The organism is Bradyrhizobium sp. CCBAU 11361, from assembly GCF_028128935.1.
GTDB classification, from domain to species: domain Bacteria; phylum Pseudomonadota; class Alphaproteobacteria; order Rhizobiales; family Xanthobacteraceae; genus Bradyrhizobium; species Bradyrhizobium niftali.
This window is the reverse complement of the sequence record NZ_LBJZ01000165.1, coordinates 18,916-37,723: the sequence shown is the minus strand read 5'-3', so window position 1 is coordinate 37,723 and position 18,808 is coordinate 18,916. Positions and strand designations below refer to the sequence as shown.

Here is an 18,808-nt window from a genome sequence, read left to right as displayed (position 1 = left end):
CCACTGCTCGCCTCGCCGCGGATTCTCCGTCCGCGCAGCATGCATTTTATTGCAGGCTCGCTTATGAGATAAGCCAGAAAGAACTCATCAATTCATGAGTATTGCCTATGAATGTCACCTTGCGCCAATTGCGAGCCTTCACCGGCGTCTATCGCACCCGCAGCATCACGCGGGCCGCGCGCGAGCTCGGGATCACGCAGTCGGCGGCGAGCCTGTTGATCCAGCAGCTCGAAACCCAGCTCGGCGTCAAACTGCTCGATCGTTCCACGCGCTCGGTGCAGCCGACCTTGGCCGCCAATGAGGCTTTCCTCGCGGCCGAACGGATGCTCGGCGATGCGCTGGGCCTGTCACGGCGCATGCGCGACCTCGCGCAAACGCGCGCCGGCCGCGTCGCGTTTCTCGCCTCGGCCGGCGCCGCCTCGGCGCTGCTGCCTCTGGTGATCGCAAAATTCCGTGCGGCCCATCCCGACATCGAGATCGACATGCGGGATGTTGCCGCCGACGATCTCGTTCCGCGCCTGGTCGCAACCGACGCGGAGTTCGCGATCGGCAGCGTGGAGGGTGAATTCGCGGACATGACGATCGAGACGCTGACCCGCGGGCGCCTGAGCGCGATCGGCCGGAGCACAGCCGATTTCGCCGCGCGGCGCGCGCTGACATGGGACGAGCTGGCACAGTTCCCGACGATCGCGATGCGGCGCGAGACGCGGATCCGCATGCAGATCGATCAGACGCTCGGCGCACAGGGCAAGCATCTCGCCCCGACCTATGAAGTGACGCTGATCAACACCGCGCTCGCCATGACCGCGCAGGGTCTCGGCCTCGCCATCCTCCCCGCGACAATGCTGCCGGCCGATCAGTTTCCGACGCTGGTCGCAAAGCCGCTGATACGTCCGGCCATCACCCGCCCGGTGTCGCTGCTGCAGCGCCAGGGGCGGACATTGTCGCCGGCGGCACAGGCGTTTGTGGCAACGGCGCGGACGGTGCTGGCGCAGCAATCCCCGCGGACGTCGACGACATCAGGCTGATTTTGCGGGGCTTTCTCGAAGCCGTTTTATTATGGCGGAGAGGGAGGGATTCGAACCCCCGATAGGCTTGCACCTATGCCGCATTTCGAGTGCGGTGCATTCAACCACTCTGCCACCTCTCCTGAAGGCGCCAAGTAAGGAGCAGGGCCCCTGTGGTTGGGGGCGTTAATAGGCGAGGATGGCGGGCCAGACAAGGCGCGAAGGAGGAAAATCCGCTACCTCTTTCACCCCGCCCTTCAGCCCGGGAGGAACCGCTGTGGAGCATCTGTCGATCAAGGCCAATGGCGCCGATTTCCACCTGGTTCGCGCTGGAAAGGGCAAACCGCTGCTTTTGCTGCATGGTTGGCCGGAATTCTGGCTGACCTGGGAGCCGGTGATGGCCCGGCTGGCCGATCGCTTCACGCTGATCGCGCCCGATCTGCGCGGCTTCGGCGACAGCGACAAGCCTGACGGGCCTTACGGGCCGGATGGCCATGCCGCCGACATGCTGGCGCTGATGGACGGGCTAGGCATCGCGCGATTCGGGGTCGTCGGCCACGATGTCGGCGGCGCCGTGATGCAGCCCCTGGCCCGGCAGGCACCGGGGCGGCTCGCCGGTCTCTTCTTCTTTGATTTCGTCTATCCCGGCATCGGGGCGCGCATGGCGGCGCCCGATAGGCTCAACCACATCTGGTACCAGTCCTTCCACCAGATGGAGATGGCGCCCGCGCTCGTCGGCGCGAGCCGCGAAAACTGCCGCCTCTATATCGGCCACTTCCTGAAGGGCTGGGCGCATCGAAAAGACGCCTTCGACGACGTCCTCGACGCCTTCGTCGACAATTTCTTCAAGGACGGCAACCTCGCCGGCGGCTTTGCGCATTATCGCGCCTCGCATGCCGGGCGCGTCGCGATGATGAAGGGCGAAGCCTTGCTGCTGCCGCCGATCGATGTGCCGACCTGCGTGCGCTGGGCCGAGCACGATCCGCTGTTTCCCTATGCTTGGACCGACCGGCTCGGCGAGACGTTCAGCGCGCTCGATCTCGCGATGTTTCCCGGCGCCGGTCACTTCCCGCATCGGGAAGATCCGGATCGCGCGGCCGCGGAGATCGCGGCGTTCTTTCAGCGCGTCGGCTGGGGCTGAAGCTCGAGCACCACTTCCGTTCCGATGGAATCGGAACGGGGCGCTCGATTCTTGTTTTGACGCGTTTTCTTGACGCGAACCGGCATCCACTTCGCTCGAAAACGCTCTGGGACTCCGAAAGAGGGGTCGGGACCGCCAGACGCGGTAAACACTGGCGGTCCCGGTGCCGCTCATTGAAATGCTGGCCAGGAAGGGCGGCTTCGCCGGCCAGGTGAGGCGACAAATTCGACCGTAGCGGGTGCCCCATGCACCGCAACGCAATCCGTCCCTTAACCTAACCAGTCAAGGTTACTCCTTGTCAGACTTGGCCTTTTTCTTCCCATTCTCGGTAGAATCACGGTCTTTCCCATTGTCCTTGCGGCGGTTGGTGAAGCGCGCATTGCCGAGGCCCGTGCCGATGGTGAGCACGCCCCAGCGCTCGACGTCCTGCATGAACGGCACCTCCGACAGGCCCTGAACCACGCCGTCATTGTGCATCAGGATCGCGGTGTCGTGCTCGCCGATCTCGGGGATGCCCTCGCTCAGGCTCGCCGGCAGGTTGAACTTGCTGCTCTCCCAATTGCCCGGCAGGTTCTGCGCGCCCTTCTCGATCGAGCCGTCCGCGTTGATCACGCCGGGACAGGCGATGCCGATGAAGGGCGCGAGCTTGAAGCCTTCGGTCTCGGCCTCGGTGATCAGCCCCTTCAGCATCTTGGTGAGCCGCTTCACCGCGCCTTCGCGCGTCGGCTCGTCGTCGGCATGACGCCACAGCTCGGATTTCACGACCTTGGCCTTCGACAGGTCTTTCGCCTTTTTCCAGCTCGTTTCCACGAGGCCACAGCGGATATTCGTGCCGCCGATATCGACGGCGAGGATGCTGTCATGAGCCTCGAAGATCCATGACGGCGCCAGATGCAGCGCGCCGATCAGGCCGGCCTCATCGGGATGATGGCGGATCGGCTGCATGTCGATCTTGAAGTCCTCGGATTTCAGGATGATCTCGGTGCGCGCAATCGCGAGCTCGCCGAGCCTGGAATCCCGAAATCCGCCGCCGACGATGATGCGCTCGGTCTTGGCCCAGGCCTTGGTCTTGAGAAAGCGGCGCGTGACATAAGCGAGCTCCTGGGCGAAATCCTCGATCGTGCTGTGGACCAGCGCCGAGGCCTCGGTGTCGTCGCCGATCAGGATCGCATCCAGTGTCTTCTTGCTGATCTGGTCCGAGGGCTCCTTGCCGAACGGATCCTCGCCGGTCTTGCGCAGCGGCTTGCGCCAGCGGTCGAGGATGTCGCGGAACGCGCCCTTGCTGGCGCGGTCGCCGAGAAAACCGTCCTCGTCCTTGATCTCGAGGTTGAAACTGTCGACATCCACCGACGGCAGGCGGCTCGCGCCGTGCTGCGCAATGCCCGTCGTCGCGACCAGTTCGTCCGTTGCCATGGGTGCCCTTGCCCGCTTGCGAAATCTTGGGACAACGGCGCGGGAACCCGTTGGTTGCAAAGCCGGCGGAGAATCGGCTGACGGGCGGGCGGGTGGCCAAATCCTTCAAAACCGGGCCTTTTTCGGCGGTTTTCCTTGACTTGCGGCGTCCGGCGGCTATAAGTCCCACACCCGGCGCGGGGCGTTTCTCGCGCCGCTTGTTTTTGCGTGGGTTTTCAAAGGGATAACTCCCGCCCGCACAAAACTCGCATAAACCCATAGCGACTGACAAAAAGCCGGCCCCGACAGACTGTCGCGAGGCCGGGATTGAACACGAAGGAAAACAACGATGTTCGCAGTCATCAAAACCGGCGGCCGGCAGTACCGCGTCGCTCCGGATGATGTCTTGGAAGTAGGCAAGATCGAAGGCGAAGTTGGCTCGATCGTGCAGCTGAATGAAGTTCTGGTGGTCGGCGGCGACACGCCGATCCTGGGTCTGCCGACGGTGGCCGGTGCGTCCGTGGCGGTCGAGGTGCTCGACCACAAGCGCGGCCCCAAGGTCATCGCGTTCAAGAAGCGCCGCCGCAAGAATTCGCGCCGCAAGCGTGGCTACCGCGACGAGATCACGGTGCTGCGCGTCAGCGAGATCCTGACGGACAACGCCAAGCCCACCAAGGGGCCGCGTCCGAAGAAGGAGAAGGTCGCCAAGGAAGCGACCAAGGAAGACGCCGCCGCATAAATTGATCACGCCAATTCACGAATTGATGCGTGAGAAATTGTGAAATGATTCCGTCAAGGAATTGATCTAGAACTACTCAGGATTTCGGAGACGAGCCATGGCTCACAAAAAAGCAGGCGGTTCATCGCGCAACGGTCGCGATTCAAAGGGCAAGCGCCTCGGCATCAAGGCGTTCGGCGGGGAAGTTGTGATTCCCGGCAACATCATTGCGCGTCAGCGCGGCACCACCTGGCACCCCGGCCTTAATGTCGGCATGGGCACGGACCACACTTTGTTCGCCAAGATCGAGGGTCGCGTCACGTTCCAAGCCAAAGCCAACGGCCGCACATTCGTATCGGTACTCCCGATCGCAGAGGCGGCTGAATAGACGGTGGATCAAATTTGGAGTCCGCCGGGTCCTGACCAAACCGGCGGAGTCCACAAGTAGGCTCCAGGGGAGGCGGGAAACCGGCCTCCCCTTTCGTTTTGTCTTAGTGACTTCGACGGAGCCGGACATGTTGCAGGATTTTTCGAGCACCACCTTGCGGGAGGCGAGACCGAGCGTCGTCGCCACCGAACGGCTGACCTTGCGGCGCCCGACACTTGCCGATGTCAGGACCATCACCCACCTCGCCAACGACCGCCGTGTCGCGGAAAATACCCGCCGCCTGCCGCATCCCTATTCGCAGGACGACGCCGTCGAATTCGTCCGCGCCACCGCCGAGATCGGCAGCGAGACCGTGTTCCTGATCGAGCACGACAGCGGGCCGGTCGGCATGGTCGGGATCGACTGCTCGAAGCCCGACAATGCCGAGCTCGGCTACTGGCTCGGCGTCGAGCATTGGGGCCAGGGCTTCGCCACCGAGGCCGCGCGCGGCGCGATCGACTTCTTCTTCGAGGAGTTCGAGGACGACCACCTCTATGCCGGCGCGCGCGTCACCAACCCCGCCTCGCGCAAGGTGCTGGAAAAGTGCGGCTTCCAGTGGAGCGGCGTCCAGCTGCACCGCTTCCTGGCGCTGGGCTCCTCCACGCCCGTCGACTGCTTCCGCCTGTCACGCGGGGTGTGGGCGTCGCTGAAGAGCTGGAGCAGCGCGAGGCGGATGAGGTAGGCGAAGACACCGCGACATACACAACTGTCGTCCCGGCGAAGGCCGGGACCCATAACCCCAAATGCTTGTGGCGCGAAGACTCCCACTCCGAGTCTTCGCAAAATTGTACCCTGTGGGTATGGGTCCCGGCCTTCGCCGGGACGACATTGGGTGCGTGGTTAGGCCGGCGGGTTCACCTGCGCGCCCTGCCGCCCCAGATCGCGCTCTCGCAGATAAATATAGAACCCGGCGCCGATGATGATGGCGGCGCCGACGATGGTTGCGATCGACGGCACGTCGCCGAACACGACGAAGCCGAAGATCACGGCCCAGACGATCATCGAATATTGATAGGGCACGACGACGCTGGCCGGCGCGAGTTTGAGCGACCGGTTGACGCAGAACAGCGCCGTCACCGAGATGCATCCGGCCAGCGCGAAGATGACGAGGCTGCCTGATGTCGGCGGCACCCAGTGGAATGCCGACAGCACCGCGCCCAGCGAAAACGTGCCGACGAATTGCGAGGACGCCATTACGATGTCGGGCGTCTTGCGCAGGCTGCGCGTGATCAGCATCAGCGTCGCAAAGGACAGGCTGCCGCCGAGCGCGATCAGCGCCGGCAGGCTGACGGTCTGCGCCGACGGCCGCAGCGCGATCACGACGCCGCAGAAACCGATCATAATCGCCGTCCAGCGCCGCCAGCCAACCTTCTCCCCCAGGAAGATCGCCGACATCGCGGTGACGAAGATGGGGCCGGCGAGATAGTACGTGATGACGTCGGCGAGCGGCAGATAGACCGTCGCAAGGAAGAAGGCCGCCACTTCCAGCGTCGACAGCACGACGCGAAACAGCTGCAAGCGCGGCCGCTCCAGATGCAGGAACTGGTGACGTTGCCGCCAGATCAGCGGCGACAGCAGCAACAACGCCGCGCAGGCGCGCAGGAACAGCAGCTGCCCCACCGAATAAGTCCCGACCAGGAACTTGCCCATGGCATCGCCGAACGAGAACATGAAGATCGACAGCACCATGAGTGCAATGCCGGCCAGTCGCGCCGATCGGTCGTCATAGGCGGAGAGGTTCTTGAAGAAGGACATTGAACGAGTCGGAGTGTGAGAGGTCGTCATTGCGAGCGAAGCGAAGCAATCCAGAATCGTCCGCGGAGGCAGACTGGATTGCTTCGCTTCGCTCGCAATGACGGCTGAGGAAGCGTCGAAAACCGGCGATTAGCGTCGCTTGCGGTCGTTTTAATGGCGTGGGCGATCAGGACAAGCCCACCACCGCCGAATTGAACGGATTGTCGCACTCTTCGCATCGCGGTAGCGATAGGCGCCTCATCGACAAAGAGAGCTTTGACATGACCGACTTCGATCCAGCCCGGCACCGCATGATCCCCACGCAACGCTGGTTTGAGGATTTCGTCGTCGGCGAACGCTTCGTGCTGCCGAGCCGGACCCAGACGTCGGCGGTGTTCGCGGCGTTTCAGACCGCGAGCGGCGACACCCACCCCGTGCATTACGATGTGGAATATTGCCGCAGCCGCGGCATGCCGCATCTGCTCGCCCACGGTTTTCAGACGCTGATCCACACCGCGCCCGGCGCCGGCCTGTTTCCGTTCATGGTCGAGGACTCCCTGGTCGGCTTCCTCGAGCAATCGAGCCGGTTCCTAAAGCCCGTGTTCGCCGACGACACCATCTATCCCGCGCTCGAGGTCACCGAGCTGATGCCGGGGCGCTCGACCGGCGTGGTGACGCTCAAAAGCACCGTGTTCAACCAGCGCAAGGAGCTGGTGCTGGAGGGCATGCAGAAATTCCTGATCCGGAGGCGCCCCTTCTGAAGTCGCCTTGGAAGTCGCCTTGGGGTTAAGCAAGGGGCGAAATTCGCGGAATTTCGGCCGATTTGCGGGTAAGTCCGGGTTGCCGCGGGGGACCGGCTGGCCTACCTATGGCCCATGAAATTCCTCGACGAAGCAAAGGTCTATGTCCGCTCCGGTGACGGTGGGAACGGCTGCGTGGCGTTCCGCCGCGAGAAGTTCATCGAATTCGGCGGCCCCTCCGGCGGCAATGGCGGCCGCGGCGGCAACGTGATCCTCGAGGTCGCGGACGGCCTCAACACGCTGATCGACTACCGCTACCAGCAGCACTTCAAGGCCCAGAAGGGCGAGAATGGCGCGGGCTCGGACCGCCACGGCGCCAACGGCAAGCACATCGTGCTGAAGGTGCCGATGGGCACGCAGATCTTCGATGAGGACCGCGAGACGCTGATCCACGACTTCACCAATGTCGGCGAAAAATTCGTGCTCGCCGAGGGCGGCAATGGCGGCTTCGGCAACGCGCACTTCAAGTCCTCGACCAACCGCGCGCCGCGCAACGCCAATCCGGGCCAGCCCGGCGAGGAGCGCTGGATCTGGCTGCGGCTGAAACTCATTGCCGACGCCGGCCTCGTCGGCCTGCCCAATGCCGGCAAATCGACCTTCCTGTCCAAGGTCAGCGCGGCCAAGCCGAAGATTGCCGACTATCCCTTCACCACGCTGCATCCGCAGCTCGGCGTCGTGAATGCCGACGGCCGCGAATTCGTGCTGGCCGACATTCCAGGTCTCATCGAGGGCGCGCATGAAGGCGCGGGCCTCGGCGACCGCTTCCTCGGCCATGTCGAACGCTGCCGCGTGCTCTTGCATCTCGTCGATGCAACCTGCGAACACGCCGGCAAGGCCTACAAGACGGTGCGCACGGAGCTCAATGCCTATGGCGGGCTGCTCACCGACAAGATCGAGATCGTGGCACTGAACAAGATCGACGCGGTCGAGCCGGACGAGCTCAAGAAGCAGAAGGACCGGCTCAAGCGCGCCGCCAAGAAGACACCGCTGCTGCTCTCCGGCATCACCGGCGACGGCGTCAAGGAAGCGCTGCGCGCGCTTGTCGACGTGATCGGCGAGGCCCCGGTGTCGGCCAAGGCGAAGAGCGCCGCCGAAGCCGAGCCCTGGTCGGCCTGAACTCTCTCCCCAACGTCGTCCCGGCGAACGCCGGGACCCATACCGCGTGATCTCTCGTTTGCGGATGGTTGCAGTACCGAACGACAAGTCTTCGCAAAACCACGTCCTGGGGTTATGGGTCCCCGCGTGCGCGGGGGACGACAGCGGAGTGTAGAACCGCGGCATCACTGGCAGGTTGCCATCGCGCATTCGATAGCGCAGCATCAAGCAATCAAGAAACGGCAGGGATGACGCATGGCGCGCGCGAAGAACGTTCTCTGGATCATGTGCGACCAGCTTCGCTATGACTATCTCGGCTGCGCCGGCCATCCCACGCTGAAGACTCCAAACATCGACGCCATGGCGAAGCGCGGCGTGCTCTTCAGCAAGGCGTACGTGCAGTCACCGATCTGCGGGCCCTCGCGAATGTCGTTCTACACCGGGCGCTACATGCGCTCGCACGGCTCGCACTGGAACGGCTGGCCGCTCCGCGTCGGCGAGCCCACGCTCGGCGATCACCTCAGGAGGATCGGCGTGCGCAACGTGCTGGTCGGCAAGACCCACATGGCTCCTGACCTCGAAGGCATGAAGGCGCTCGGCATCCCGCCGGAGTCGATGATCGGCGTGCATGTCGCCGAATGCGGCTTCGAGCCCTATGAGCGCGACGACGGCCTGCACCCGACGGGACGGCCGCGCCCGAAATACGATGAGTATCTCCGCAAGCAGGGATTCGAAGCGCCCAATCCCTGGGAGCATTGGGCCAATTCCGGCGCAGCGGAGGACGGCTCGTTGCAGAACGGCTGGCTGCTGGTGCATGCCGACAAGGCCGCGCGCGTGCCGGAGGAGCATTCCGAAACGCCCTACATGACGCGGCGCGCGATGGATTTCATCACCGAGGCCGAGACCGATGGCAAGCCGTGGTGCCTGCATCTGTCCTACATCAAGCCGCACTGGCCCTACATCGCGCCCGAACCCTATGCCAGCATGTACTCGACAGCGGACATGATCCCGGTGATCCGCTCCGAGCGCGAGCGCTCGAGCCCGCATCCGGTGTTCGGCGCCTATATGGACATGCGCTACTCCCGCAACATGGCGCGCGACGATGCACGCGAGAAGGTGATCCCGACCTATATGGGCCTGATCACGCAGATCGACGACCAGATGGGCGTGCTGATGAAGTTCCTGGAGGAACGCGGCCTGCTGGACACCACCATGATCGTGTTCACGTCAGATCACGGCGACTATCTCGGCGATCACTGGATGGGCGAGAAGGATCTATTCCACGAACAGTCGGCGAAGATTCCGCTGATCGTGATCGATCCGTCGAAGGAGGCAGACGCCACGCGCGGCACGCGCAGCGACGCACTGGTGGAAGGCATCGATCTCGCGCCGACCTTCGTCGACTACTTCGGCGGCAAGGTGCCGGGCCACATTCTCGAAGGGCGCTCGCTGCTGCCGCTGCTGCGCGGGCCAACGCCAAGCGATTGGCGCAAGGTCACCTTCTCCGAATACGACTACGCCATGCAGGACGTGCGGCTGAAGCTGAACCAGCCGATCGAACGCTGTCGCCTGTTCATGGTGTTCGACGGCCGCTGGAAATACATCCACGCCTCCGGCTTCCGCCCGATGCTGTATGATCTCGAAACCGATCCGGAAGAGTTTTTGGATCGCGGCGACGATCCCGGATGCGCCGGCATCATCGCGCGGCTACAGGCCGAGCTGTTCGACTGGGCACTGCATCCCAACCACCACATCACGACGCCGCGCGAGAAGATCGCGGCCTATGCCGACAATCAGCTCCAAGTGAAGGGCGGTGTTTTGATCGGCATCTGGGATGAGACCGAGCTTGCGGCGATCAAGGACGGCATCGCGCAGCGCGCGAAGATGTGAGTTGCTCTTTGCCTCTCCCCGCCTGCGGGGAGAGGCCGACGCGCGAAGCGCGGCGGGTGAGGGGGAGTCTCCGCGAGTCCAACTGCCGGCGTCCCCGCGGAGACTCCCCCTCACCCCGACCCTCTCCCCGCAAGCGGGGAGAGGGAGAAGACTTCAATTCTCGATCTTGTATCCTGTCGCCTTCACGATCGGCTGCCAGAACGCCGTGTTGGCGGCGAGCTCCTTCATCAGCCCATCCGCAGCACTGCCGACCGGGATCAGACCGATCGCGGTGAGCTTCTCCTTCACCTCGGGCTTGGCGAGCGCAGCGCTTGCGGCGGCGCCGAGCTTGCTGGCGAATTCCGGCGGACTGCCGGCGGGAAGCCACATGCCGTACCAGGCGTCCGCAACCAGATCGATGCCGCTCTCCTTCAGCGTCGGGACCTCTGATGCGAAGGGCGACCGTTCCGCGCTCGAGACCGCGATGATCTTCACGCCTTTGGCGCGGTGCTGCGGCAGCGCATCGGCCAATGTCACGATGCCGAACGACAGATGGCCGCCGATGAGATCATTGAGGATCGGTGCGCTGCCGCGATAGGGCACGCGGGTCAAGGGAATGCCGAGATCCTTCTCGAGCTTGGAGCCCATGAAATGCGGAATGGTGCCGTTGCTCGGCACCCCGAACGACGTCTTGTCGGGATGCGCCTTCAGCCACGCCACGAATGACTTGAAATCGGCAGCGTCGATCGCCGGGCCGATCACAACGGCGAACTCGAACCGCGCCAGCAGCGACACCGGCATGAAATCCTTGGCCGTGTCGAAGCTCGGCGTCGTCTCCACCATCGGCAGCAGGTACATGGTGGGGCCCGTCGTCACCAGCACCATGTTGCCATCGGGGCTCGCGCCCTTCACCGCCTTGATGCCGATCAGGCCGTCGCCGCCGGTTCGGTTCTCGACCACGATGGTCCGTTGCAGCGCCGGAGCCATCTCCTGCGCGATCAGCCGGCACAGCGTGTCGCCGCCGGCGCCCGCCGCAAACGGAAAGATGATTTTTGAAAGCCCCGCCTGCGCTTGCGCCCCGCCCGCCGGTGCGAGGAGCGGCAGCCCAAGACCTCCTCCAAGACATCCAGCCATGAATTTGCGGCGATCCATACGTTTCCCCTTCCAACCCATTATTTGGTTGCCGGCATTAGAACCGGGCCGGCGCGCAAGACAAGGCCGATGACCAAGCAAGGTTGCGCCGTTTACCATCCCCGCCGCCTTGCGCCGGCCATCGTCCTGCTGCAAAAGCAGGCCTTACCGGCGCCGCTTGTTTGCTCCGCCGTTCCACACCGAGCAATTCGTCACACGCGCCAACCCATACACACATGGCCAGCCCCGAACTCAGTCAATTCCGCCGCATCGTCGTCAAGGTCGGCTCCGCGCTGCTGGTCGATTCCGACAAGGGCGAGGTGCGGACGTCCTGGCTCGCCGCGCTCGCCGACGACATGGCCAAGCTGCACAAGGGAGGACGCGACGTCCTCGTCGTCTCCTCGGGCTCGATCGCACTCGGCCGCAGCCGGCTCAAGCTGCCGCGCGGCCCGCTGAAGCTGGAGGAGAGCCAGGCCGCCGCGGCCGTCGGCCAGATCGCGCTGGCGCGGATCTGGTCGGAGGTGCTAGGCGCGCACGGCATCGACTCCGGCCAGATCCTGGTCACGCTTCAGGACACCGAAGAGCGCCGCCGTTATCTCAATGCGCGCTCCACCATCGGCAAGCTCCTGGAGTGGCGCGCCATCCCGGTGATCAACGAGAACGACACGGTCGCGACCACCGAGATCCGCTACGGCGACAACGACCGCCTCGCCGCGCGCGTCGCCACCATGGCGAGCGCCGACCTCCTGGTGCTGCTGTCGGACATCGACGGGCTCTACGACGCCCCGCCGAAGAACAACCCGAACGCAAAGCTCATTCCCGTCGTCGACAGCATCTCCTCGGAGATCGAGGCGGTGGCTGGAGACGCAGAGTCCGAGCTGTCGCGCGGCGGCATGCGCACCAAGGTCGAGGCGGCCAAGATCGCCACCACCGGCGGCACGCATATGCTGATTGCCTCCGGCAAGATCGAGCACCCGCTCCAGGCGATCGCCGATGGCGGCCGCTGCACCTGGTTCCTGACGCCGGCCAATCCCATCACCTCGCGCAAGCGCTGGATCGCGGGCACGCTGGAGCCGAAGGGGACGCTGACGATCGACGCCGGTGCGGTGACGGCGCTGCGCGCCGGCGCCAGCCTGCTGCCGGCCGGCGTGACCAGGGTCGAGGGCCAGTTCGCCCGCGGCGATGCCGTGATCGTGCGCGGTCCCGATATGAGCGAGATCGGCCGCGGCCTGATCGCCTATGACGCCGACGACGCCGAGCGGATCAAGGGCCGCTCCTCCCCTGATGTGATGACCATCCTCGGCATCAGCGGCCGCGCCGAGATGATCCACCGCGACGATCTGGTGGTGGGCGGGTAACCCTTTGCTCCGTCATTCCGGGATGGTCCGAAGGACCAGACCCGGAATCTCGAGATTCTCAGGTGCGCAACCGCGCACCGTAGTTCGGTGCTGACGCACCGCCCCGGAATGACACCACTGGGCGGCGTGGGAGCTGGACCGCGCCCGGAGAGCTAGGTCATTGACCCAGCCGGCGCGCGGCCGAGGCCCTGCCATACCCTCCCCGCCCTTCGCAAAAGCGGGATTTCCGTGCTAGGACACCGCCTTAGCAGAAGGTTGAAAACCCCATGGCCGCCCCCCTCAAAGCCGTTGACGGCAATGCCGATCTTCAGGCGCTGATGTCCGATCTCGCCACCCGTGCCCGCGCTGCCGCGCGCGTGCTGGCGCTGGCGCCGCCGGAGCAGAAGAACCGGGCGCTCGAGGCCATGGAGCGGGCGATCCGCGCGAACGCGGCGACGATTCTCGCCGCCAATGCCGAGGACGTTGCGGAGGCGCGCGCCTCCGGCAATGCGACCTCCTCCTTCATCGACCGCCTGACGCTGACGCCGGCGCGGATCGAATCCATGGCCGAGGGTATCGGCATCGTGCGCGGCATCGCCGATCCGGTCGGACTCGTCACCGAGCGCTGGCAGCGGCCGAACGGCATGACCATCGAGCGCGTGCGCGTGCCGCTCGGCGTCGTCGGCGTGATCTTCGAAAGCCGGCCGAACGTTGCAGCCGACGCCGGCGTGCTGTGCCTGAAGTCGGGCAATTCCGTGATCCTGCGCGGCGGCTCCGACAGCTTTCGTTCGTGCCGCGCCATCCATGAATGCCTGGTGCAGGGCCTGCGCGAAGCGGGCCTCCCCGAAGCCGCGATCACGCTGGTGCCGACGCGCGACCGCGCGGCTGTCGGCATGATGCTGTCAGGATTGAACGGCGCGATCGACGTGATCGTGCCGCGCGGAGGCAAGAGCCTCGTCGCGCGCGTCGAGCAGGAAGCGCGCGTGCCGGTGTTCGCGCATCTCGAAGGCGTCAACCACGTCTATGTCGATGCCAGCGCCGACCTCGCCATGGCGAAGTCGATCGTGCTCAACGCCAAGATGCGGCGCACCGGCGTCTGCGGCGCGGCCGAGACGCTGCTGGTCGATCGCGCAGCTGCCGCAACGAGCCTGAAGCCGCTGGTCGAGATGCTGATCGAGGCCGGCTGCGAAGTACGCGGCGACGATGCCGTGCAGAAGACCGATGCGCGGGTCAAGCCTGCCAGCGAGGACGATTGGGACACCGAATATCTCGACGCGATCATCGCGGCGAAGGTGGTCGACGGCGTCGACGGCGCGATCGCGCATATCCAGAACCATGGCTCGCATCACACCGATGCGATCGTGAGCGCGGATGAGGCTGCCGCGAAGAAATTCCTGAGCGAGGTCGATTCCGCGATCGTGCTGCACAATGCCTCGACGCAGTTCGCCGACGGCGGCGAGTTCGGCTTCGGTGCCGAGATCGGCATCGCCACCGGTCGCTTCCACGCCCGTGGCCCTGTCGGCGCCGAGCAGCTCACGAGCTTCAAATATCGCGTCCACGGCACAGGTCAGACGCGGCCGTAAGTCATGTCGCGAGGCGTGGGGCATTGAGTAACAATTTCGTCGCGCCACGTTTCTTCGCGCAGGCCATTCCGCCCTACACCGAAGGCATGCGCGTCGGCCTGCTCGGCGGCTCGTTCAATCCGCCGCATCAGGCGCATCGCGCGATCAGTCAGTTCGCGCTGAAGCGATTGCAACTCGATCGCGTCTGGTGGCTGGTGACGCCGGGCAATCCGCTGAAGGAGAACGGCAATCTGCATGAGCTCGGCGCGCGCATGCAGGCCGCGCGCGACGTCGCCAGCGATTCAAGGATCGAGGTGAGCTGTCTCGAATCCGTCATTCGCACGCGCTACACTATCGACACGATCAACACCTTGCGCCGCCGCCTCTCGGGCTTGCGCTTTGTCTGGATTATGGGCGCCGATAACCTCGCTCAATTCCACCGTTGGCAGCACTGGCGGCGCATCGCCGACCAGGTGCCGATTGCGGTCATCGATCGCCCGCCGCAGAGTTTTCGTGCCCTCGCCTCGCCCGCCGCTCAGGCGCTTGCGCGCTATCGCCTGCCCGAGAGTGAGGCGGCATTGCTTGCGGATCGGCCGGCGCCGGCCTGGGTCTTCCTGACGGGATTGAAGCTGAACCTGTCCTCGACGGGCTTACGGAACCCGGACGGGAGCTGGAAAGGTCCGAAGTGAGACGGAGTGTGTGGATGGAGTGTGGGCTTGGGGCTCTCTGGCATATTGAAACCCTTAACCCCACATGATGTAGTGTAACCAGTGAGGGCCGGATTCGGCTCTCGCGATACAGTGAAAGGAATGGTCCCTGGCCACATCTGTATTGTCCAAGTCTGTTTTACCCAAGGTTGCTAAGCCTACGCGTAAAACATCGACCAAAGCTGCGGCCTTGAAGGCGCAACCCGACGCCGACAAGACGCTGAGCCTGATCCTCTCCCGCCTCGAGGACATGAAGGCGGAAGAGACGGTCACCATCGACCTTCGCGGCAAATCGGCGTATTCCGACTACATGATCGTCACCACGGGCCGGGCCAACCGGCACGTCGGCGCGATCGCGGAAAACGTCACGAAAAGCCTCAAGGAAAACGGCATCAAGAGCATCCACGTCGAGGGCTTGCCCAATTGCGACTGGGTGCTGATCGATTCCGGCGATGTGATCGTGCACGTGTTCAGACCCGAGGTCCGCGAGTTCTACAATCTCGAGAGATTGTACACGCAGGGCCCAGGGGCGGCGAAGGCGATCTAGGCTCACCGAGCCGATTTCGAATCGGCTGACGCGCATGCTAGCGTCGTGCGCGCGCGTATTGCGCGCGGTCTTGAAAACGCGACCCTGAAGATATCATGCGTGTTGCTGTCATTGCGGTGGGCCGGCTGAAGCAGGGCCCCGAACGGGAGCTTGCCGACCGCTATTTCGAGCGGTTCGACGAGGCCGGCCGCAAGCTTGGATTTCGCGAGCTGTCGATCCACGAAATCCCCGAGAGCCGCGCGCGCGACACCGCGACGCGGATGGCCGAAGAGGCTGCGGCGATCTCCGCACATATCCCGGACAAGTCGATCCTGGTGGCGCTGGACGAGCGCGGGCAGAATCTCGATTCAACCGTATTCGCACGGCATCTCGGGCGCTGGCGCGACGAGGGTGCCGGTCATACTATCTTCGTGATCGGAGGGGCGGACGGACTTTCGCCCGAATTGCGCTGTAAGGCCAAGCTCGCGATCGCGTTCGGCTCTGCGACCTGGCCGCACCAAATGGTCCGCGTCATGCTTCTGGAACAGCTTTATCGGGCCGCCACCATCCTGGCCGGCCACCCCTATCACCGCGCGTGATCCGCGCCACAACGAGCACCTTTGCCTAGAGCGATGCGAGCGCCTGTCCTCAACCTGCTGCTGATCGCTGGCCTCACGGGCGCAAGTGTCTTGAGCGCAAGTGTCTTGGACGCAAGCCTCGCGCAAGCTCAGACGCCGCCGGCACCGCAGACCGCAGCCGTCTCGCCCGATGCGATCAAGCAGCGCGAGCAGGAACTGGAGGCCGCGCGCGCCAGGCAGAAGAGCGCGGAAGAGGCGCAGGCCAAGCTCAAGGCCGAGATCACCTCGCTCGGCCAGGACCGCACCCAGCTCAACCAGCAGCTGATCGACACTGCCGCCAATGTGCGCTCCGTCGAGACCAAGATCGACGAAGCCGAAACGCGGCTGAAGACGCTGAACGGCCGTGAGCAGCAGATGCGCACGTCACTTGATTCGCGCCGCGCCGACATCGTCGAGGTGCTGGCGGCCTTGCAGCGCGCCGGCCGGCGCACGCCGCCGGCGCTGCTGGTGCGGCCCGAAGATGCGCTGCAATCGCTGCGCACGGCGATGCTGCTCGGCGCCGTCGTGCCGGAATTGCGCGGCCGCGCCGAAAAGATCGCGAGCGAGCTCGGCGAGCTCGTGGCTCTGCGCAAGGACATCGCCACCGAACGCGATCAGCTCGCCTCCGACCGCGACAGGGTCCGCAACGACCAGAGCCGGCTCGCCGCGCTGGTCGACGAGCGGCAGCGCCAGCAGGCCGCGCGCGAAAAGGACCTGGATGCCGAGAACTCGCGCGCCATCATGCTTTCAAGGCAGGTCGGCGATCTCCAGGGGCTGATCACCAAGATGGAGCAGGACCTGCAAAGCGCCGCCAAGGCGGCCGAGAAGGCGGCTGAGGCCGCCAGGCAGGCCGAGGCAAAGGCGGCCGCCAGCGCCAAGTCCGGCCCGGCCGCTTTCAAGGACCGCTCCCGGACCACCCCCGCAATCGCCTTCGCGTCCGCCAAGGGCCTGCTGCCTCTTCCGGTTAACGGTAACAAGATCAGGGACTTTGGCGGTTCCGATGGGGTCGGCGGGGTCCAGAAGGGCATTTCGCTCGCGACCAAGCCCGGCTCCCAGGTCACGACGCCGTGTGACGGCTGGGTGGTCTATGCCGGTCCGTTCCGCAGTTATGGACAACTCTTGATCCTCAACGCCGGGGGCGGGTATCATGTCCTGATCGCCGGGATGGAGCGCATTTCGGTCAACATCGGACAGTTTGTGCTCACGGGGGAGCCGGTCGCGACCATGGGGTCGACATCTCAAGTCGCCTCCATTCTCGCCACGAACGCGAGTCAACCTGTGCTGTATGTCGAGTTCCGCAAAGACGGGACTCCAATCGATCCAGGCCCATGGTGGGCCGCAAATGAAGGCGAGAAGGTTCGCGGATGATGCGCAAGACTTCAGTTATCCTCCTCAGCGCCGCCACCGGTGCGGCGCTGACGCTGTTCGTGACCCAGCCGCGCGCGGTCTTCATGGGCTCCAGCGCGCGAGCCGCCACCGCGGACACCTATCGCCAGCTCAATCTGTTCGGCGACGTCTTCGAGCGCGTGCGCTCCGACTATGTCGAGAAGCCCGACGACACCAAGCTGATCGAATCCGCCATCAGCGGCATGCTCACCGGCCTCGATCCGCATTCGAGCTACATGGACGCCAAGAGCTTCCGCGACATGCAGGTGCAAACCCGCGGTGAGTTCGGCGGCCTCGGCATCGAGGTCACGATGGAAGACGGCCTGATCAAGGTTGTCTCGCCGATCGACGACACGCCGGCCTCGCGCGCCGGCATCATGGCCAACGACATCATCACCAATCTCGACGACGAAGCGGTGCAGGGCCTGACCCTGAACCAGGCGGTCGAGAAGATGCGCGGTCCGGTCAACACCAAGATCAAGCTCAAGATCATCCGCAAGGGCCAGGACAATCCGCTCGACGTCACCTTGGTGCGCGACAACATCCGCGTCCGCTCGGTGCGCGCCCGCATCGAGGCCGACGACATCGGCTATATCCGCATCACCACCTTCAACGAGCAGACCACCGAAGGCCTGAAGCGCGAGGTCGCCAACCTCTCGAATCAGATCGGCGACAAGCTGAAGGGCTACATCATCGACCTCCGCAACAACCCGGGCGGCCTGCTCGAGGAAGCGGTCACCGTCTCCGACTCGTTCCTGGAGAAGGGCGAGATCGTGTCGACCCGCGGCCGCAATGCCGAGGAAACCCAGCGCCGTACCGCGCATGCAGGCGACCTCACCAAGGGCAAGCCGGTCATCGTGCTGGTCAATGGCGGCTCCGCCTCGGCGTCCGAAATCGTCGCCGGCGCGCTCCAGGACCACAAGCGCGCGACCATCGTCGGCACGCGCTCGTTCGGCAAGGGTTCGGTACAGACCATCATCCCGCTCGGCTCGGGCAACGGCGCGCTGCGGCTGACCACGGCGCGCTACTACACGCCGTCGGGCAAGTCGATCCAGGCCAAGGGCATCGTGCCCGACATCGAAGTGCTCCAGGACGTGCCGGACGAGCTGAAGTCGCGCACCGACACCAAGGGCGAAGCTTCGCTGCGCGGCCATCTCAAGAACGACGGCGACGAGAAGACCGGCTCGCAGTCCTACGTCCCGCCGGACGCCAAGGACGACAAGGCACTCAAGCTCGCCGACGACCTGCTCCACGGCATCAAGAACAGCGCCTCCGCAGCGCCCACGCCGGGTGCTGACAAGGCCGCGGCCGACAAGCCCAAAGCGGCGAACTGAGGCGGCGAACCAAGTCGGCGTACCG

At 64.7% G+C, this 18,808-nt stretch carries 18 protein-coding genes and 1 tRNA gene; 15 read left to right on the top strand and 4 right to left on the bottom strand.

What is annotated here, in order from left to right; translation table 11 throughout:
- Positions 1-107 precede the first annotated feature (107 nt).
- Entirely contained in the window at positions 108-1,028 is a 921-nt protein-coding gene (locus XI08_RS16525; protein ID WP_271575203.1) for a LysR family transcriptional regulator, read from the top strand.
- 32 nt (positions 1,029-1,060) lie between these two features.
- Here XI08_RS16525 and XI08_RS16520 read toward each other — a convergent pair.
- Positions 1,061-1,150, bottom strand: a tRNA-Ser gene (locus XI08_RS16520).
- Between the two features lie 134 nt (positions 1,151-1,284).
- Here XI08_RS16520 and XI08_RS16515 point away from each other — a divergent pair.
- Complete coding sequence (locus XI08_RS16515) at positions 1,285-2,148, top strand: alpha/beta fold hydrolase (RefSeq protein ID WP_271575202.1); 864 nt, start codon at positions 1,285-1,287, stop codon at positions 2,146-2,148.
- A 288-nt stretch (positions 2,149-2,436) separates the two neighbouring features.
- On the opposite strand, the gene XI08_RS16510 is transcribed toward XI08_RS16515, so the two are convergent.
- Entirely contained in the window at positions 2,437-3,561 is a 1,125-nt protein-coding gene (locus XI08_RS16510; RefSeq protein WP_271575201.1) for an ROK family protein, read from the bottom strand.
- A 328-nt stretch (positions 3,562-3,889) separates the two neighbouring features.
- Between XI08_RS16510 and rplU the strand changes: the two genes are divergently transcribed.
- The 3 genes from rplU to XI08_RS16495 all read left to right on the top strand — a co-directional run bounded on the left by rplU (position 3,890) and on the right by XI08_RS16495 (position 5,367).
- Positions 3,890-4,279: a 50S ribosomal protein L21 gene (rplU, locus tag XI08_RS16505; protein WP_011083252.1), complete on the top strand. Its 390-nt coding sequence runs from the start codon at positions 3,890-3,892 to the stop codon at positions 4,277-4,279.
- 97 nt (positions 4,280-4,376) lie between these two features.
- Positions 4,377-4,646 carry a 50S ribosomal protein L27 gene (gene rpmA, locus XI08_RS16500; protein ID WP_011083253.1) on the top strand — a complete coding sequence of 90 codons (270 nt, stop codon included), beginning with the start codon at positions 4,377-4,379 and terminating at the stop codon, positions 4,644-4,646.
- A 127-nt stretch (positions 4,647-4,773) separates the two neighbouring features.
- The gene (locus XI08_RS16495) at positions 4,774-5,367 is read left to right on the top strand and encodes a GNAT family N-acetyltransferase (RefSeq protein ID WP_271575200.1); all 594 of its coding nucleotides are present in this window, start codon (positions 4,774-4,776) and stop codon (positions 5,365-5,367) included.
- A 158-nt stretch (positions 5,368-5,525) separates the two neighbouring features.
- Here the strand turns inward: XI08_RS16495 and XI08_RS16490 are convergent, their stop codons facing one another.
- Positions 5,526-6,440, bottom strand: a complete 915-nt coding sequence (locus tag XI08_RS16490) for a DMT family transporter (protein ID WP_271575199.1) — start codon at positions 6,438-6,440, stop codon at positions 5,526-5,528.
- A 260-nt stretch (positions 6,441-6,700) separates the two neighbouring features.
- Between XI08_RS16490 and XI08_RS16485 the strand changes: the two genes are divergently transcribed.
- From XI08_RS16485 to XI08_RS16475, 3 genes are all read left to right on the top strand, one after another.
- Entirely contained in the window at positions 6,701-7,180 is a 480-nt protein-coding gene (locus XI08_RS16485) for a MaoC family dehydratase (RefSeq protein ID WP_271575198.1), read from the top strand.
- Between the two features lie 114 nt (positions 7,181-7,294).
- Positions 7,295-8,335, top strand: coding sequence for a GTPase ObgE (obgE, locus tag XI08_RS16480; protein ID WP_271575197.1), 1,041 nt, complete (start codon positions 7,295-7,297; stop codon positions 8,333-8,335).
- Between the two features lie 234 nt (positions 8,336-8,569).
- Positions 8,570-10,204, top strand: a complete 1,635-nt coding sequence (locus XI08_RS16475; RefSeq protein ID WP_271575196.1) for an alkaline phosphatase family protein — start codon at positions 8,570-8,572, stop codon at positions 10,202-10,204.
- A 153-nt stretch (positions 10,205-10,357) separates the two neighbouring features.
- On the opposite strand, the gene XI08_RS16470 is transcribed toward XI08_RS16475, so the two are convergent.
- The gene (locus tag XI08_RS16470; RefSeq protein ID WP_271575195.1) at positions 10,358-11,335 is read right to left on the bottom strand and encodes a Bug family tripartite tricarboxylate transporter substrate binding protein; all 978 of its coding nucleotides are present in this window, start codon (positions 11,333-11,335) and stop codon (positions 10,358-10,360) included.
- Between the two features lie 215 nt (positions 11,336-11,550).
- Here XI08_RS16470 and proB point away from each other — a divergent pair, with 215 nt between their 5' ends.
- The 7 genes from proB to XI08_RS16435 all read left to right on the top strand — a co-directional run bounded on the left by proB (position 11,551) and on the right by XI08_RS16435 (position 18,783).
- Complete coding sequence (gene proB / locus XI08_RS16465) at positions 11,551-12,672, top strand: glutamate 5-kinase (RefSeq protein ID WP_271575194.1); 1,122 nt, start codon at positions 11,551-11,553, stop codon at positions 12,670-12,672.
- Positions 12,673-12,938: 266 nt separating this feature from the next.
- The gene (locus XI08_RS16460) at positions 12,939-14,234 is read left to right on the top strand and encodes a glutamate-5-semialdehyde dehydrogenase (protein WP_271575193.1); all 1,296 of its coding nucleotides are present in this window, start codon (positions 12,939-12,941) and stop codon (positions 14,232-14,234) included.
- A gap of 23 nt (positions 14,235-14,257) precedes the next feature.
- The gene (locus XI08_RS16455; RefSeq protein ID WP_027547559.1) at positions 14,258-14,902 is read left to right on the top strand and encodes a nicotinate-nucleotide adenylyltransferase; all 645 of its coding nucleotides are present in this window, start codon (positions 14,258-14,260) and stop codon (positions 14,900-14,902) included.
- A gap of 208 nt (positions 14,903-15,110) precedes the next feature.
- Positions 15,111-15,467 carry a ribosome silencing factor gene (rsfS, locus tag XI08_RS16450; RefSeq protein ID WP_027547558.1) on the top strand — a complete coding sequence of 119 codons (357 nt, stop codon included), beginning with the start codon at positions 15,111-15,113 and terminating at the stop codon, positions 15,465-15,467.
- 95 nt (positions 15,468-15,562) lie between these two features.
- Positions 15,563-16,045, top strand: coding sequence for a 23S rRNA (pseudouridine(1915)-N(3))-methyltransferase RlmH (gene rlmH, locus XI08_RS16445; RefSeq protein ID WP_271575192.1), 483 nt, complete (start codon positions 15,563-15,565; stop codon positions 16,043-16,045).
- 33 nt (positions 16,046-16,078) lie between these two features.
- A complete protein-coding gene (locus XI08_RS16440; protein ID WP_271575191.1) occupies positions 16,079-17,431 on the top strand; it encodes a murein hydrolase activator EnvC family protein in 1,353 nt (450 codons plus the stop codon).
- Entirely contained in the window at positions 17,428-18,783 is a 1,356-nt protein-coding gene (locus XI08_RS16435) for a S41 family peptidase (RefSeq protein ID WP_271575190.1), read from the top strand. Before XI08_RS16440 ends, XI08_RS16435 begins: the two co-directional genes overlap by 4 nt.
- The last annotated feature ends 25 nt before the right edge of the window (positions 18,784-18,808 follow it).